Origin of the sequence: Streptomyces sp. NPDC101118 (genome assembly GCF_044759445.1) — a bacterium.
GTDB lineage: Bacteria > Actinomycetota > Actinomycetes > Streptomycetales > Streptomycetaceae > Streptomyces.
The window spans coordinates 110,014-126,131 of record NZ_JBIVZG010000002.1 but is presented as its reverse complement, the minus strand read 5'-3'; the positions used below and the strand labels follow the sequence as shown (position 1 = coordinate 126,131).

Genomic DNA, 16,118 nt, shown 5'->3' with positions numbered 1-16,118 from the left:
GGGTCGGGGGCAAGAGTTTTCTGACAGACAGTCAGATTTCTTGTCCGGCGCCCTTCCCACTTGGGGTGACCGGCGCTCTAATGTCCGCCGAGCAGCCCACAGACAGCACCGCCCACGCCATTTCCGGGGTCAGGAGGAACGGTGGAGTACAACCTTGCCGACCTGTTCGAGTCGGTCGTCGACGTGGTCCCGGACCGCGAGGCGCTCGTGTACGTCGACCACCCCGGCACCGGCGCCGAGCGCCGCCTCACCTACCGCGAGCTGGACACGGCGGCCAACCGCCTCGCCCACCACCTGATCGACAGCGGCCTGCGGCCGGGCGAGCACCTGGGCCTGCACCTCTACAACGGCGTCGAGTACCTCCAGACCGTGCTGGCCTGCCTCAAGGCCCGCCTGGTACCGGTGAACGTCAACTACCGGTACGTGGAGGAGGAGCTGGTCTACCTCTACAAGGACGCCGACCTCGCCGCGCTCGTCTTCGACGGGGAGTTCACCGAGCGGGTGGCGGCCGCGCTGCCGCAGACCACCAGGCTCCGGCACCTGATCCGCGTGGGCGACGCCCCCGAGGGCGCCCCGGAGCCCGCCGTCGCGCCCGTGGCGTACCCGGACGCGGAGGCGGCCGGCGCGCCCGGCCGGGGCTTCCCGCCCCGCTCCCCCGACGACCTGTTCATCATCTACACCGGCGGGACCACCGGCATGCCCAAGGGCGTGATGTGGCGCCAGGAGGACCTGTTCTTCGCGGGGCTGTTCGGCGGCGAGCCCTCGGGCGAGCCGGTCAAGCGCCCGGAGGAACTGGCCGAGCGGGTCGCCGCCAAGGGCGCCGGACTCACCTTCTTCCCGGCTCCCCCGCTGATGCACGGCACCTCCACCCTCACCTCCTTCGTGGCGTTCAACTACGGGCAGCGGATCGTCATCCACCGCAAGTACGCGCCCGAGGAGGTGCTCCGCACCATCGAGAAGGAGAAGGTGTCCAGCGTCTCCCTGGTGGGCGACGCGATGCTGCGCCCGCTGATCGACGCCCTGAACGGCCCGCTCAAGGGCACCGACCTGTCCTCGCTGTTCAGCGTCTCCTCGTCCGGCGCGATCATGTCGGACTCGGTGCGGGCCGAGTTCCAGCGGCTCGTCCCGAACGTGCTGCTGCTCAACAACTTCGGGTCCTCCGAGTCCGGCTCCAACGGCCGCGCGACGGACGACTCCAGCCCGGAGAAGGGCTTCCGGCTGGAGGTCAACGAACGGACCATGGTGGTCGACCCGGTCAGCCACGAGCCGGTGGCGGTGGGCGAGGTCGGCCGGCTGGCGCAGCGCGGCCACGTACCGCTCGGGTACTACAACGACCCGGCCAAGACCGCCGAGACCTTCTTCCGGCGCGGCGAGGAGCGGTGGGTGCTGCTGGGCGACATGGCCACGGTCGACGAGGACGGCATCGTCACCGTCCTGGGCCGCGGCTCGCAGTGCATCAACACCGGGGGCGAGAAGGTGTACCCCGAGGAGGTCGAGCAGGCGCTGAAGTCCCACCCGGACGTGTACGACGCACTGGTCGCCGGGGTGCCCGACCCGAAGTGGGGCAGCCACGTGGCCGCGGTGGTACAGGTACGGACGGGCACCCCGGCACCCTCCCTCGACGAGATCCAGGCCCACTGCCGCACCCGGCTGGCCGGCTACAAGATCCCCCGCCAGCTGGTGGTGACCGAGACCATCCAGCGCTCCCCCAGCGGCAAGGCCGACTACCGCTGGGCGCGCGAGGTGGCGACCACGGCGGACGCCGCGGAGTGACTCCCGCCTCCTGACTCCTGCCTGCCGGCTGCCGGCTGCCGGCTGCCGTGACGCCGAGGGGCCCCCGGCCGGTGCCGGGGCCCCTCGTCCGTACGAGTCCATCGGGGCGCGGGGCAGCCCGCAGGCGCCTCGTGTCGGCTCCCGCGGCTCCGGGTCAGCCCGCGAGGAAGGCCCCGACCCGGCCGGCGAACCCCTCCGGGTCGTCCAGCCACGGGAAGTGCCCCGCCCCCGGCTGCACCTCGCAGCGCCCCGCGGGGAACAGCGCGGCCAGTTCCCGGGCCACGGCGGGGCGCGGTGCGCCGTCGCACTCCCCCGCCAGCACCAGCACCTCCGCGCCGGTCCGGCCGAGCGCGGCGCGTACCGCCGCCGGGTCGTACGCGGCGTCGTCGCGGTAGACCTCCGCGGCCTCCTCGTTGAACTGCTCCTCCTCGCGCGCCGCGTGGGCGCGCGCGGCCGCGTCCCAGCGCCCGTAGAAGAACGGCAGCACCAGGTCCGACCACTCCCCGTCGGCCCAGAGCCGCTCGAAGGCCGGGTACGCCTCCTCGAACCACGGCTCCCCCTGCCGCTCCCGCGCCGCCTCCAGTCGCTGCTCCGGCGTGGCGCCGAGGCCCGCGGCCCATGCGTTGGGGGTGACGAGGACCAGGCGGCGGATCCGCTGCGGGTGCGCGGCGGCGTACAGCAGGGCCAGGTTGCCGGCCGCCGAGTGCGCCAGCAGGTCCATCCGCTCCAGGCCGAGGTGGACCCGGAGCGCCTCCACGTCGGCCACCTGGCGGTCGACCCGGTACGTGCCCCGGTCGGCCGGCACGGCCGAGCGGCCGGTGCCGCGGGCGTCCGGCAGGACCAGCCGCCGGTGCGCGGTGAGCCCGCCCAGGTCCCCGAGGTACTCGGCGGCCCGCATGGGGCCGCCCGGCAGGCAGACCAGCGGCCGGCCGGGGTCGCCCGTGCCCGCCGTGCGGTACGCGATCCGCGTCCCGTCGTAGGAGGCGTACGAGGCGTGGGCGTCGTCGGCGTCGTCGGAGTCGTGGGAGGTCCGGGAAACGTCGGAGGCCCGGGGATCGTGGGAGGCGGAGACCGTCATGCCGATCATCCTGTCCGGGCCCGCGGGCGGCCCGCAACGTTCTTTCGCGGCCGTGCGGCCACGGGCCCGGCCGCCTGCGGACCCCTCAGCCGGCTGCCGAGGTCCCGGCGTGACCGACAGCCCTCCGCACCGCGGCCCGCAGCTCGTCGCGGTCGAGGCCGTTCGTCTCCGCGTGGTAGGTCAGGGCGTCCTCCAGCTCCTCCCAGGGCACGCGCGCGTCCTCCCACACGTCCCGCCACGCGCGGTTCTGCTCATCGGTCAGGTTCGGCAGCGTGCGGAGTGCCCCGTGGACGCGGTCCACCTCGGCCTGCGTCTCGTCGGCCACCTCCTGAAGCACGATCAGCTCTTCCAGTTCGCCCGTCAGTTCGATGGTCATGGGGGAAATCCTAGAGCCGCCCCGACGTCCCGCCCGTCGGGCGGCTCTCACGGCCAGGACTTCAAGAACCCCCGGTCCACCCCTTGCCAGGGCCGGCGACGGCTGGATTACTGGGCGTCCACGACCCGTACCGAATGATCGGTCGTCCGTTTTCGATGGGAGACGTCGTCCATGACGGATCTGCTGGACCCGGCGGAGCGGCTCGGCCGCGAGGAGCTGGAGGCCCTCCAGCTGACGCGCCTGCGGGAGACGCTGCGCCACGCGTACGCCCACGTGCCGCACTACCGCGAGTCCTTCGACAAGGCCGGGGTGCGTCCCGAGGACCTGGGCTCCCTGGCGGACCTGGCACGCTTCCCCTTCACCACCAAGGACGACCTGCGGGCGAACTACCCGTTCGGGATGTTCGCCGTCCCGGAGTCGGAGGTGCGGCGGATCCACGCGTCCAGCGGCACGACCGGGCAGCCGACCGTCGTCGGGTACACCGAGCGCGACCTGGACATGTGGGCCGACGTGGTGGCCCGCTCGATCCGGGCGGCGGGCGGCCGCCCGGGCCACAAGGTGCACGTGGCCTACGGGTACGGGCTCTTCACCGGCGGCATCGGCGCCCACTACGGCGCCGAGCGGCTGGGCTGCACCGTGATCCCCGCCTCGGGCGGCATGACGGAACGCCAGGTCCGGCTGATCCAGGACTTCCGGCCCGAGATCATCATGGTCACCCCCTCCTACATGCTGACCCTGCTCGACGAGATGGAGCGCCAGGGCGTCGACCCGCGCTCCACCTCCCTGCGGACCGGCATCTTCGGGGCCGAGCCGTGGACCGAGGAGATGCGCCGGGAGATCGAGGACCGCCTCGCCATCGACGCCGTGGACATCTACGGGCTGTCCGAGGTGATCGGCCCCGGCGTGGCGCAGGAGTGCGTCGAGACCAAGGACGGGCTGCACGTCTGGGAGGACCACTTCCTGCCCGAGGTGGTCGATCCGGTCACCGGCGAGGTGCTGCCGGACGGCGAGCACGGGGAGCTGGTGTTCACCTCGCTGACCAAGGAGGCCATGCCGGTGGTCCGGTACCGCACCCGGGACCTGACCCGGCTGCTGCCGGGCACGGCGCGGCCGGCGTTCCGCCGGATGGAGAAGATCACCGGGCGCAGCGACGACATGATCATCCTGCGCGGGGTGAACCTCTACCCGGCCCAGATCGAGGAGATCCTGCTCCGCACCCCGGGTGTCGCCCCGCACTTCCAGCTGCGGCTGACCAGGGAGGGCCGGATGGACGCGCTGACCGTGCGGGCGGAGGCGCGGCGCGACGCGACGGCCGCCGAGCGGGAGGCCGCCGCGGCCTCGGTGGTGCACGCGGTGAAGGAGGGTGTGGGCGTCTCGGTCGCGGTGGAGATCGTGGACCCGGAGACGCTGGAGCGGTCGGTCGGGAAGATCAAGCGGCTGGTGGACCTGCGCCCCAAGGGCTGAGCGCGGGCGATGCCGGGAGCGGGCGGCGGCCGTCGGCGCCCGGCCACCCTGCCCGGCCACCGGCCGCCCCGCCCGGCCGCCCCGCCCCGCCCGGCGCGGCGGCGCGCCGCCTGCCGCCGGGATCCACCCGTACGGCTGCGCGTTCGGCCAGGTATGGGGCGGTTTGGGGTAGTCAGGTGTCGTGACTTCGAAGACGTCGGGCGCCGCGGACCACCCGCACCGGCTCCGGCGCCTCCACGACAAGGTGGTGGCCTCTCCCGCCGGGCTGGCCTGGAGCCGGGGCCGCGAGATGGAGCTGATGCACCGGGCCATGGGGTTCGCGGCGCTCGGGTTCCTCACGCTCATCCCGCTGCTCATCGTCGTGGCGGCCGCCGCGCCCGACAGCTTCCAGGGGTTCGGGCGCTGGCTCGCCCAGGCCCTGGGCGTCTCGGAGGGGTCGCGCCGGCAGGTGGAGCTCCTCTTCGGGGCGGGCGGCCAGGCCCTGGAGCGGACCACCGCCTTCGGTCTGGCGGCGCTGACGGTCTTCGGCCTCACCTTCGGCTCGGCCGTCCAGACGGGGTACGAGAAGGTGTGGGACCTGCCGACCGCCCGCTGGCACACCATGTGGCGGCACGTGGTGTGGCTGGCACTGCTGATCGCCTTCCTGGGGGTGCTGATCGCGGTGTCCTCGCCGACCCAGGGGCTCGCCGGCACCCTGCTGGCCGGGACGGCCGACACGGTGAGCACCTGTCTGTTCTTCTGGGCCTCGCAGCGGCTGCTGCTCGGCGGGCGGGTGAAGTGGCGGGCCCTGCTGCCGGGTGCGGTGGCCACCACCCTCGGGATGCTGGGGCTGCGGGTCTTCTCGCAGCTGGTGTTCTCCCCCCTGATCGCGTCGAACGCCGTCACGTACGGAGCCTTCGGCACCCTGCTGGTGGTGCAGTCCTGGCTGGTCGGCGTCGGATTCGTGGTCTACGGGGGCGCGCTCGTGGGACGGCTGGTCCACGAGCACCGCACGCTGAACCGGCTCCGGGCCGCCGGGGTGCTGGCCGACGGCGAGGACCACCACGACCGTTGACAGTGCGCGCGGGCCGCTGCGATCTTGATCGTCCGGTCTTCGAACGAAGGTTGCGCGCCATGCCCTTTGGCCCTCTGATCGACACCGACTGGCTCTCCGCCCGCCTGGGCGACCCGGACCTCGTCATCCTCGACGCCTCGGTGGGCGCCCACCGGGGCGCCGGCCGCCGGGTGCCCGGCGCCCGGCCCTTCGACATCGACGGCGCCCTGTCCGACCCCACGAGCCCGGTGCCGCACTCGATGCCGGGCGCGGACGCCTTCACGGAGGAGCTGCGGGCCCTCGGGGTGGACGACGCCAGTTCCGTGGTGGTCTACGACGCGGCGGGCGTGTACTCCAGCGCCCGGGCCCGCTGGATGCTGCGCGCGATGGGCTTCGACCGGGCGGCGGTGCTGGACGGCGGGCTGCCCGCGTGGGAGGCGGCCGGGCTGCCGCTGGAGACCGGGGTGCCGGCGCCCGCTCCGCGGCGGGGCGACTTCACGGCGCGGCCGCGGCCCGGGGTGCTGGTGGGCGCCGCGGAGGTGCGGGCCGCGCTCGCCGACCCGGGCTCGGCCGTCTTCGACGCGCGGACCCGGGAGCGGTTCGCCGGCACGGCGCCGGAGCCTCGGCCCGGGCTGCGCGGCGGGCACATGCCGGGGGCGCTGAACCTGCCGTTCGGCGAGGTGCAGGACGCGGGCCGGATGCTGCCGGCGGCGCGGCTGCGCGAGGCGTTCGCGGAGCTGGCCGGGGAGCGGGAGAAGCTCTACTTCAGCTGCGGGTCCGGGGTGACGGCCTGCGTGCTGGCGCTGGGCGCGGAACTCGCCGGGTACGGGGAGCTGGCGGTGTACGACGGCTCGTGGAGCGAGTGGGGGCTGCCCTCGGACCTGCCGGTGGCGACGGGGGCGTAGGCCGTGTCCGCCGGGCCGGCCGCGGCCGGTTCGCGGCGGGGCGTCCCGGAATCTCCGTACCGAACGGGATGTTGACAGGTGCTCATCAATTCTGACTGAGTTCGGGGGGTCTGCCGGCACCCCACTCGGGAGGAACCTTGCACCTCCGCACGCGCCCGCACCGCACCGGCCCCCACCCGCACCCCGACACCCGCCCGCGCGTCGGCGCCCGCCTGCTCCTGGGCGCCCGCCTGCGCCGCCTCGCCCTGTCCGGCGCCGCGCTCCTCGCGGCCGGCGCCTTGGTGCCGCCCGCGGCCGCCGCCCAGTCCGGCCCGGCCGGACACCCCTCGGCCGGCGGGCTGTCCGCGGTCATCCGGTACACCGAGTACGGCATCCCCCACATCCTGGCCGGGAGCTACGCCGACCTCGGCTTCGGCACCGGCTGGGCCCAGGCCGCCGACCAGGTGTGCGTCCTGGCCGACGGCTTCCTGACGGTCCGCGGGGACCGCTCGCGCTGGTTCGGGCCGGACGCCGCGCCCGACGGCTCGCTGTCCTCCGCCGCCGGCAACCTCTCCAGCGACCTGTACTTCCGGGGCGTCCGCGAGGCCGGGACGGTCGAGCGGCTGCTGGCCACGCCGGCCCCCGCCGGGCCGAGCCGGCAGCTCAAGGAGCTGATGCGGGGCTGGGCCGCCGGCTATAATGCCTGGCTGGCCCGCCACGAGATCACCGACCCGGCCTGCGCCGGTGCCGCCTGGGTGACGCCGGTGACGGCGTCCGACGTGGCCGCCCGCGGGTACGCGGTCTCCGTGCTGGCCGGACAGGGCCGCGGGATCGACGGGATCACGGCGGCGCAGCCGCCGGGCGAGGCGGCCCGTACCGCCGGCGCGCCCGGGCCGGCCGCCGCCCCCGACCCCACCGGGGCGGCCGAGGCGGCCCGGGACCTGTTCGACACCGCGCGGGCCGACATGGGGTCCAACGCGGTGGCCTTCGGCACCCCACCACGGCGAACGGCCGGGGCCTGCTGCTCGGCAACCCGCACTACCCCTGGCACGGCGGCCGCCGCTTCTGGCAGTCCCAGCAGACGATCCCGGGCGAGCTGAACGTCTCGGGCGCCTCCCTGCTCGGCACGACGACGGTCTCGATCGGCTTCACGGAGAAGGTGGCGTGGAGCCACACCGTGGCCACCGGGGTGCCGATGAACCTGCACCAGCTGACGCTCGACCCGGCCGACCCGACCGCGTACCTGGTCGACGGCGTGCCCGAGCGGATGACCCGGCGGACCGTGACCGTGCCGGTCAGGGGCGGCGAGCCGGTCACGCGCAGCCAGTGGTGGACGCGGTACGGGCCGGTCGTGACCGGTCTCGGGGCCTCGCTGCCGCTGCCCTGGACGCGCGGCACGGCGTACGCGCTGAACGACCCGAACGCGGTCAACCTGCGCGGCTCCGACACCGCCCTGGGCCTGGCGCGCGCCCGCTCCGTGGACGGCGTCCGGGAGGCCCTGCGGCGGACCCAGGGGCTGCCCTGGGTGAACACGGTGGCCGCCGACTCCGCCGGCGGCACCTACTTCGGGCAGGCGCAGGTGCTGCCCCGGGTCACCGACGAGCTGGCGGCGGCCTGTCTGACGCCGCTCGGGCGGGCGACGTACCCGGCGTCCGGGCTGGCGGTGCTGGACGGCGCACGGTCGGCGTGCGCGCTCGGGTCGGACGCCGACGCGGTCCAGCCGGGGGTGTTCGGGCCGGGCCGGGCGCCGGCGCTGGTGGACGCGCCGTACGCGGAGAACTCCAACGACAGCGCGTGGCTGACCAACGCGGACCGGCCGCTGACGGGGTACGAGCGGATCTGGGGCACGGTCGGCACGCCCCGCTCGCTGCGCACCCGCGGGGCGGTCGAGGACGTGGCGGCGATGGCGGCGCGCGGCTCGCTGACGGTGGCCGACCTGACGCGGCAGCAGTTCGCGAACCGGGTGCCGGCCGGGGACCTGGCCGCCGGCGAGGCGGCGAAGGCGTGCGCGGAACTGCCGGGCGGTACGGCCGTGGGCAGCGACGGGGCGGTCGTGGACGTGTCGGCGGCGTGCGGGGTGCTGGGGGCGTGGGACCGGACGGCGGACACCGGGAGCCAGGGGGCGCTGCTGTTCGACCGGTTCTGGCGGCGGCTCACGGCGGCGGTGCCGGCGAAGGACCTGTGGCGGGTGCCGTTCTCCGCGGCGGACCCGGTCCGTACGCCGCGGGAGCCGAACACGGCGGTGCCGGGGTTCGGGCGGGCGCTGGCGGACGCGGTCGCGGAGCTGCGGGCGGCGGGGATCGCGCTGGACGCCCCGCTGGGCGACCACCAGTTCGTGGTGCGGAACGGGCGGCGGATCCCCGTGCCCGGCGGCACGGAGGCGCTGGGCGTGTGGAACAAGATCGAGGCGCCCTGGCAGGCCGCTGCCGGCGGGTATGCCGAGGTGGTGCACGGGTCCAGTCACATCCAGGCGGTGGGCTGGGACGGCGGGCGGTGCCCGGTGGCCCGCACGCTGCTGACGTACGCGCAGTCCTCGAACCCGACGTCCCCTCACTACGGCGACCAGACGCGGCTGTTCTCCGGGGAGCGGTGGGTGACGGCGCGGTTCTGCGAGCGGGACGTCCTGCGGTCGCCGGCGCTGCGGGTGGTGTGGGCGCGGGAGCGGCGGTGAGCGGGCCCGGTCCGCGGCGGGGCCCGGAGGCTGCCCGGTGACATTGCCCTGTGACGTGTGACGGTGCCGTGGCACCCCTCGGCGGGGGCCGCGGCACCGTCGCGTGCGGGGCGGGGCCGCCGGGTCAGGGGCTGACGGCGAGGAACAGGTAGGCCGCCAGGATGACCAGGTGGACCCCGCCCTGGAGGAGGGTGGCGCGGCCCGGGACGACGGTGAGCGCCCCGACGACCACGGTGAGGGCGAGCAGCACCATGTGGGTCGGGCCGAGGCCCAGGACGAGCGGTCCCGAGAGCCAGATCGAGGCCAGGCCGATCGCCGGGATGGTGAGGCCGATGGAGGCGATGGCCGAGCCGTAGCCGAGGTTGATGCTGGTCTGCACCCGGTCGCGGCGCGCGGCGCGTACGGCGGCGAGGGTTTCCGGCAGCAGCACCAGCAGGGCGATGATCACGCCGACCACGGCCTGCGGCAGGCCGGCGGCGGCGACGGCCGACTCGATGGTCGGCGAGACGGCCTTGGCGTCGCCGACCACCGCGACGAGCGCGACGACGAGCAGGCCGAGGCTGACCAGGGCGGCGCGGGCGGTGGGCGGTTCGGCGTGGTCCTGTCCGTCGCCGTGGTCGGACTCGGTGGCCACCGGCAGGAAGTAGTCCCGGTGGCGGACGGTCTGGACGGCGACGAAGAGCCCGTACAGGCAGATCGAGGCCACGCCGGCGAAGGTGAGCTGGGCCGTGGAGAACTCGGGTCCCGGCTTGCTGGTGGTGAAGGTCGGCAGCACCAGGCTGAGGGTGGCCAGGGTGGCGACGGTGGCGAGCGCGGCGCCGGAGCCCTCGGCGTTGAAGACGGCGACGCGGTTGCGGAGGGCGCCGACGAGCAGGGACAGGCCGACGATGCCGTTGCAGGTGATCATGACGGCGGCGAAGACGGTGTCGCGGGCGAGCGTGGCGGTCTTGTCGCCGCCGTCGGCCATCAGGGTGACGATGAGGGCGACTTCGATGACCGTGACCGCGACGGCCAGGACGAGCGAGCCGAAGGGCTCGCCGACCCGGTGTGCCACGACCTCGGCGTGGTGGACCGCGGCGAGGACCGCGCCCGCCAGGCAGAGGGCGACCGCCGTCACGGCCACCCCGGGCAGGTCCCGCCCCCAGCTGAGGATCAGCGCCACGAGGGCGAGGAGCGGGACCACCACGGTCCAGTCGGTGACGGGTGACCTGCGTGTTGCCGTACTCATACGGGCCACGCTGTCACGGTTGATGGCGGATTGTCACATCACGCGCCCTTGATGGAATGTCACATCGCGCGGTCGTGGCCCTCCCAGTACGGGTCGCGCAGGCGGCGCTTGTAGAGCTTGCCGTTGGGGTCCCGGGGCATGGCCTCGATGAAGTCCACGGACTTGGGACGCTTGTAGCCGGCCAGCCGGCGTTCGCAGTGCGCGAGGATCTCCGCGGCCAGCGCCTCGCCCGGCTGGAAGCCCTCGGCGGGTTCGACGACCGCCTTGACCTCCTCGCCCCAGTCCGCGTGGGGGATCCCGAAGGCGGCGGCGTCGGCGACGGCCGGATGGGTGAGCAGCTCGGACTCGATCTCGGCCGGGTAGATGTTGACCCCGCCCGAGATGATCATGTCGATCTTGCGGTCGCGCAGGAAGAGGTAGCCGTCCTCGTCGAGCAGGCCGAGGTCGCCGACGGTGAAGAAGTCGCCGATCCGGTTCTTCCGCGTCTTGCCCTCGTCCTTGTGGTAACTGAAGCCGCCGGTGCTCATCTTCATGTAGACGGTGCCGAGTTCGCCCGGGGGCAGCCGGTTGCCGTCGTCGTCGTACACGGCCAGCTCGCTGATGGGCCAGGCCTTGCCGACCGTGCCGGGCTTCTTGAGCCAGTCCTCCGCGGTGGCGAAGGCGCCGCCGCCCTCGCTGGCCGCGTAGTACTCCTCGACGCAGCTCCCCCACCAGTCGATCATCGCCCGCTTGACGTGGTCCGGGCAGGGCGCGGCGCCGTGGATGGCGTGCCGCATGGCGGAGACGTCGTACGCGTCCCTGGTCGCCTGCGGGAGCGCGAGCAGCCGGTGGAACTGGGTGGGCACCATGTGGGTGTGCGTGCACCGGTGGCGGTCCATCAGGCGCAGCATCTCCTCGGGGCTCCACTTGTCCATGAGGACGAGCGGGTGCCCGATGTGCAGCGAGGCGCCGGCGAACTGGAGGACCGCCGTGTGGTAGAGCGGCGAGCAGACCAGGTGGACGTTGTCGTCGAAAGGCCGGATGCCGAAGATGCCGAGGAAGCCGCCGAGGTAGGTCTCCTCGGGGAGCTTGCCCTGGAGGGGGCGCCGGATGCCGCGGGGGCGGCCGGTGGTGCCGGAGGTGTAGTTCATCACCCAGCCGAGGGTGCGGTCGTCCGGCGCGGACTCGGGCCCGCCGTCGAGGAGTTCGGCGTACGGGCGGAAGCCGGGGACGTCTCCGACCGCGTACCGGTGGCTGCCGGGCAGCCCGGCCTCGTCGGCCGCGGCGGTGGCGGCCGGGCCGAACCGCTCGTGGGCGATGAGCACCTTGGCGCCGGAGTCGGCGACGATCCAGGCGATCTCCGGTCCGACGAGGTGGTGGTTGACGGGGACCAGGTAGAACCCGGCCTGGGAGGCGGCGAGGTAGGCGGTGAAGAACTCGACTCCGTTGGGGAGGACGACGGCGAAGGAGTCGCCGCGTTCCATGCCGGCGGCGCGCAGGCCGTGGGTGAGGCGGTTGACGGCGGCGTGGAGGCGTCCGGCGGTCCACTCCTCGCCTTCGGGGGTGACGAGGACGGTGCGGCCGGGGTCGGCGGCGGCCTGGGCCCAAAAGCCGTTGGGCGGCTGCTGCTGGGTGGCGGGGGCGGTCATGGTGGCGCGCTCCTCAGGCTCGTCCGGCGATGCGGTTGATGCGGTCGATGGCCTTCTCGAAGCCGCGGGTGAGGTCGTCGAAGACGGCCTGGACGCTGCGTTCGGTGTTCATGCGGCCGACGATCTGACCGACGGGGGTGCCGAGCAGGGGCTCGACCTCGTACTTCTGGATGCGGGAGACGGCTTCGGCGACGAGCAGGCCCTGGAGGGGCATGGGCAGGGCGCCGGGCCCGTCCGGGTCGTCCCAGGCGTCGGTCCACTCGGTGCGCAGCTGGCGGGCGGGTTTGCCGGTGAGGGCGCGGGAGCGGACGGTGTCGCCGGAGCCGGCGGCGAGCAGCTTCTCGGTGAGGGCCCGGGAGTGGAGGTCGGCCTCGGTGGTGGTGAGCCAGAGGGAGCCGAGCCAGGCGCCCTGGGCGCCGAGGGCGAGTCCGGCGGCGATCTGTTCGCCGCTGCCGATGCCGCCGGCGGCGAGCACGGGGAGCGGGGCGACGGCTTCGGCGATCTCGGGTACGAGGACCATGGAGGCGATCTCGCCGGTGTGGCCGCCGGCTTCGTAGCCCTGGGCGACGACGATGTCGATGCCGGCCTCGGCGTGGCGGCGGGCGTGCTTGGCGCTGCCGGCGAGGGCGGCGACGAGGACGCCGTGGTCGTGGGCGCGCCGGATGACGTCGGCGGGCGGGGAGCCGAGGGCGTTGGCGAGGAGCTTGATGGGGTAGTCGAAGGCGACGTCGAGCTGGTTGCGGGCGACCTGTTCCATCCAGCCGGTGATGCGCCAGCCGGAGGCCTCGCCCTCGGCGAGTTCGGGGACGCCGTGTTTGGCGAGGGTGTCGCGGACGAAGGTGCGGTGGCCTTCGGGGATCATCGCCTCGATGTCGGCTTCGCTGATGCCGTCGACGGCCTTCTTGGCGGGCATGACGACGTCGAGGCCGTAGGGCTTGCCGTCGGTGTGGTCCTGCATCCAGTCGAGGTCGCGGGCGAGGTCGTCGGGGGCGGTGTAGCGGACCGCTCCGAGGACCCCGAAGCCGCCCGCCCGGGTGATGGCGGCGGCGACCGCCGGGAAGGGCGTGAAGCCGAAGATGGCGTGCTCGACTCCCAGTGTGTTGCTCAGCTCCGTCTTCATGGGCGGCAGGATGCCGCAGGGTGGCGGCCGAGGGAAGAGATTTTCTGATGCTGTGTCAGATTCTTTGCGGCCCGGTCGGGGCGGGCCCGGCGCGGTGGGCGGGCAGATACTGGGGGAGGCTGTGCGGCGGACGAGGAGGACCGGTCATGGGTGTGGACACGGGGGCGTCCGGAGGGCCCGGTTCCGGAGGTGACGGGGACGGTCGCGCCGGCGCCGGCCGCGGCGTGAGCCGGCGGGCGCTGGGCGGGCGGCTGCTGGCACTGGGCGGGCTGCTGGCCTTCCAGTCGCTGCCCGGAACGGCGTCGGCGCGGTGGCGCGGCGGGGCGAGCTGGCGCAGCCTGCGCTACGGGTCGGCGCGCGAGGCCGGGCTGCTGGAGCCCTACCTGGAGCGGGCGTTGGAGGAGGCGCGGAGGTTCCTCGGGCCCTCGCCGGAGCGGCCCTGGTACGCGGGTGCCGTGGTCCTCGCGGGGCGGGGCCGGACGGTGGCGCTGCACGAGGCGGTCGGGGACGCCCTGCGGTACGGGGACTACGACGGGCGGGCCGACACCGCGCGCGAACTGCCGTACCAGGAGCGGATCGCGATGACCCGGGACACGGTCTTCGACCTGGCCTCGCTGACGAAGCTGTTCACGTCGGTGCTGGCGGTGCAGCAGATCGAGCGCGGGGCGCTGGACCTGGAGGCGCCGGTCGTGGAGCACCTGCCGGAGTTCTGCGGACCGGAGGCGGCCGGGAGCGGCAAGGAGCGGATCACCGTCCGGCAGCTGCTGACCCACACGTCGGGGCTGCGGTCGTGGGTGCCGTTCTACCGGGAGACGACGCCCGAGGGGCGGCTGGGGCTGCTGTGGGCGGTGCGGCCTCAGGACCCGCCGGGCAGCGTCTACCGCTACTCGGACCTGAACCTGATCGCCCTCCAGCTGCTGCTGGAGCGGGTCACCGGGCGCCCGCTGGACGTCCAGCTCCGCAGGGAGATCACGGCTCCGCTCGGGATGCGGCGCACCAGGTTCCGTCCGCCGCAGTCGTGGCGGCCGCTGACCGCGGCCACGGAGGTGGCGCGGCCGCCGTGGTCGGGTCTCGACCGGGGCCTGGTGTGGGGCGAGGTGCACGACGAGAACGCGCACGTCCTGGGGGGCGTGGCCGGGCACGCGGGGGTCTTCGGCACCGCGTGGGACCTGGCGGTGCTGGCCCGGGCGCTGCTCGACGGCGGGACGTACGACGGCACGCGGATCCTGTCGGCCGCCTCCGTGGAACTGCTGTTCACCGACTTCAACACCGCCTTCCCCGGGGACGACCACGGGCTGGGCTTCGAGCTCTACCAGCACTGGTACATGGGGGCGATGGCCACGCCGCACGCGGCCGGGCACACCGGGTTCACCGGCACCTCGATGGTGCTGGACCCGTCCACGGACAGCTTCCTGATCCTGCTGGGCAACTCCGTGCACCCGGTACGGACGTGGCGGGCCGGCAGTGCGCCGCGGGTGGCGGTGGCGAACCAGGTGGCGCGGGCGGTGCCGGTGCGCACCCGGCACGGCGGGCCGGCGTGGTTCTCCGGCATGGCGACGGCCGGCACCGGCACGCTGGAGCTGCCACCGCTCGCGCTGCCGGCGGGGGCCGGCGCCGGTGCGGCGGGAGCGGACGCGGGCGGCGCGGCGGGCCCCGGGAGCGCGGCGGGCGTGCAATTGCAATGTGACCTGTGGTGGGACACCGTCCCGCGGGACGGCGGGTGCCTCCTGGAGGCCTCGGCCGACGGCGGCCGGACCTGGGCGCCCGTGCCGTTCGGCACCTCCCCCGCCGCCGGCGGCGGCCGCCAGGCCTGGCCCGAGGGCCGGGTCGACGGCTGGTCCGGCCGCGTCTGGCACCGGCTGACCGCTCCGCTGGACGCCTGGGCGGGGCACGAACTGCTGCTGCGCCTCAGGCACTCCGCCGAGGGACGGTACGTGGGCCGCGGGGTGTACGTGGACGCCCTCCGCGTCCGCGCGGGCGACCGTACCCTCTTCGACGAGGACCGGTCGGCCGACGCGGCGCGGATCCGGGCCGCCGGCTGGACGCGTTCGTCCGACTGAGCGGCCGGCGGCGTGCCGCCGCCCCCGCGGCCCCGCCCGGCCCGGCAGCCGGCCCGAGACTGTTCGGCACCGAAACCGGGGCGCGGGAGGGGGAAGGTGGACACGACGAGGCCGACGGCCGGGCTGGCCCCGCTGCTGGCGCTGCTCACGGTCGCGACGGGCATCGTGGAGGCGGCGAGCCTGCTCGGCTTCGGGCCGGTGTTCACCGGCATGCAGACGGGCAACGTGCTGTTCCTCGCCTTCGGCACCATCGGCGAGGGCGGCCTGTCGGTCGTCGCGCCCGCCACCTCGCTCGGCGCCTTCGTCCTCGGCGCGGTCCTCGCGGCGCGCGTGGAATGGCGGCTGGAGGCCCACCGGCTGCGGTGGCTGATCATCGCGATGCTGACCGAGGCCGTCCTGGTCACGGCTGCGGCGGCCGTCGCCTGGGACCTGGAACCCGTACGGTCGGCCCCCTCGGGCCGTCACCTGGCCGCCATCGCGGTCCTGTCCGCCGCCATGGGACTGCGCAACGTCACCGCCATGCGCGTCGCGGTGCCCGGCATGCCGACCACGCTCGTGACCCGGGCGATGACCGGCTTCCTCAGCGGTTCCCTCATCGGGCGCGACCCGAGCTTCGGCACTGCGCGGGCCACCGCCCGGCGCGCCCTCTCGGTCGCCTCGATGTTCGCGGGCGGGCTGGCCGGCGCGGCCTTCGTCCGCGCCGGCTTCCCCCTCCACGTCCCGCTGCTGGCCGCGGCGGCCCTGGCCCTCCTGGCCGGGCTGGCGGGCCTGCGCGTGCCCCGGGTGTACACGCGCTGACGGCG

11 protein-coding genes and 1 pseudogene are annotated in these 16,118 nt (G+C 74.6%); 7 read left to right on the top strand and 5 right to left on the bottom strand.

From position 1 onward, the window contains the following. The first annotated feature begins 141 nt into the window (after nt 1-141). Nucleotides 142-1,773 (top strand): acyl-CoA synthetase, encoded by a 1,632-nt coding sequence (locus ACIQUQ_RS03520; protein WP_403970870.1) that lies wholly within the window; start codon nt 142-144, stop codon nt 1,771-1,773. Nucleotides 1,774-1,927: 154 nt separating this feature from the next. Here the strand turns inward: ACIQUQ_RS03520 and ACIQUQ_RS03515 are convergent, their stop codons facing one another. Together ACIQUQ_RS03515 and ACIQUQ_RS03510 are read right to left on the bottom strand one after the other, a co-directional pair. Further along, entirely contained in the window at nt 1,928-2,851 is a 924-nt protein-coding gene (locus ACIQUQ_RS03515) for an alpha/beta fold hydrolase (RefSeq protein WP_403970868.1), read from the bottom strand. Nucleotides 2,852-2,936: 85 nt separating this feature from the next. Beyond that, nucleotides 2,937-3,227, bottom strand: a complete 291-nt coding sequence (locus ACIQUQ_RS03510; protein WP_403970866.1) for a hypothetical protein — start codon at nt 3,225-3,227, stop codon at nt 2,937-2,939. Between the two features lie 171 nt (nt 3,228-3,398). Between ACIQUQ_RS03510 and paaK the strand changes: the two genes are divergently transcribed. The 4 genes and pseudogenes from paaK to ACIQUQ_RS03490 all read left to right on the top strand — a co-directional run bounded on the left by paaK (nt 3,399) and on the right by ACIQUQ_RS03490 (nt 9,279). Further along, a complete protein-coding gene (paaK, locus tag ACIQUQ_RS03505) occupies nt 3,399-4,691 on the top strand; it encodes a phenylacetate--CoA ligase PaaK (protein ID WP_403970864.1) in 1,293 nt (430 codons plus the stop codon). Nucleotides 4,692-4,872: 181 nt separating this feature from the next. Then, nucleotides 4,873-5,745: a YhjD/YihY/BrkB family envelope integrity protein gene (locus ACIQUQ_RS03500; RefSeq protein ID WP_403970862.1), complete on the top strand. Its 873-nt coding sequence runs from the start codon at nt 4,873-4,875 to the stop codon at nt 5,743-5,745. 59 nt (nt 5,746-5,804) lie between these two features. Then, nucleotides 5,805-6,629 (top strand): sulfurtransferase, encoded by an 825-nt coding sequence (locus tag ACIQUQ_RS03495; protein WP_403970860.1) that lies wholly within the window; start codon nt 5,805-5,807, stop codon nt 6,627-6,629. Nucleotides 6,630-6,847: 218 nt separating this feature from the next. Next, nucleotides 6,848-9,279, top strand: a pseudogene (locus ACIQUQ_RS03490) (penicillin acylase family protein). 124 nt (nt 9,280-9,403) lie between these two features. On the opposite strand, the gene ACIQUQ_RS03485 reads toward ACIQUQ_RS03490, so the two are convergent. From ACIQUQ_RS03485 to ACIQUQ_RS03475, 3 genes are read right to left on the bottom strand one after another with little or no spacing between them, the layout of a single operon-like run. Next, a complete protein-coding gene (locus tag ACIQUQ_RS03485; RefSeq protein ID WP_403970858.1) occupies nt 9,404-10,507 on the bottom strand; it encodes a calcium:proton antiporter in 1,104 nt (367 codons plus the stop codon). 59 nt (nt 10,508-10,566) lie between these two features. Next, entirely contained in the window at nt 10,567-12,135 is a 1,569-nt protein-coding gene (locus ACIQUQ_RS03480; protein ID WP_403970856.1) for an acyl-CoA synthetase, read from the bottom strand. 13 nt (nt 12,136-12,148) lie between these two features. Beyond that, on the bottom strand, nt 12,149-13,255 hold the full coding sequence (locus ACIQUQ_RS03475; protein ID WP_403970854.1) for an NAD(P)H-dependent flavin oxidoreductase: 1,107 nt from the start codon (nt 13,253-13,255) through the stop codon (nt 12,149-12,151). A 146-nt stretch (nt 13,256-13,401) separates the two neighbouring features. Between ACIQUQ_RS03475 and ACIQUQ_RS03470 the strand changes: the two genes are divergently transcribed. After that, entirely contained in the window at nt 13,402-15,315 is a 1,914-nt protein-coding gene (locus ACIQUQ_RS03470) for a serine hydrolase (protein ID WP_403970852.1), read from the top strand. 96 nt (nt 15,316-15,411) lie between these two features. Further along, a complete protein-coding gene (locus ACIQUQ_RS03465; protein WP_403970850.1) occupies nt 15,412-16,113 on the top strand; it encodes a YoaK family protein in 702 nt (233 codons plus the stop codon). The last annotated feature ends 5 nt before the right edge of the window (nt 16,114-16,118 follow it).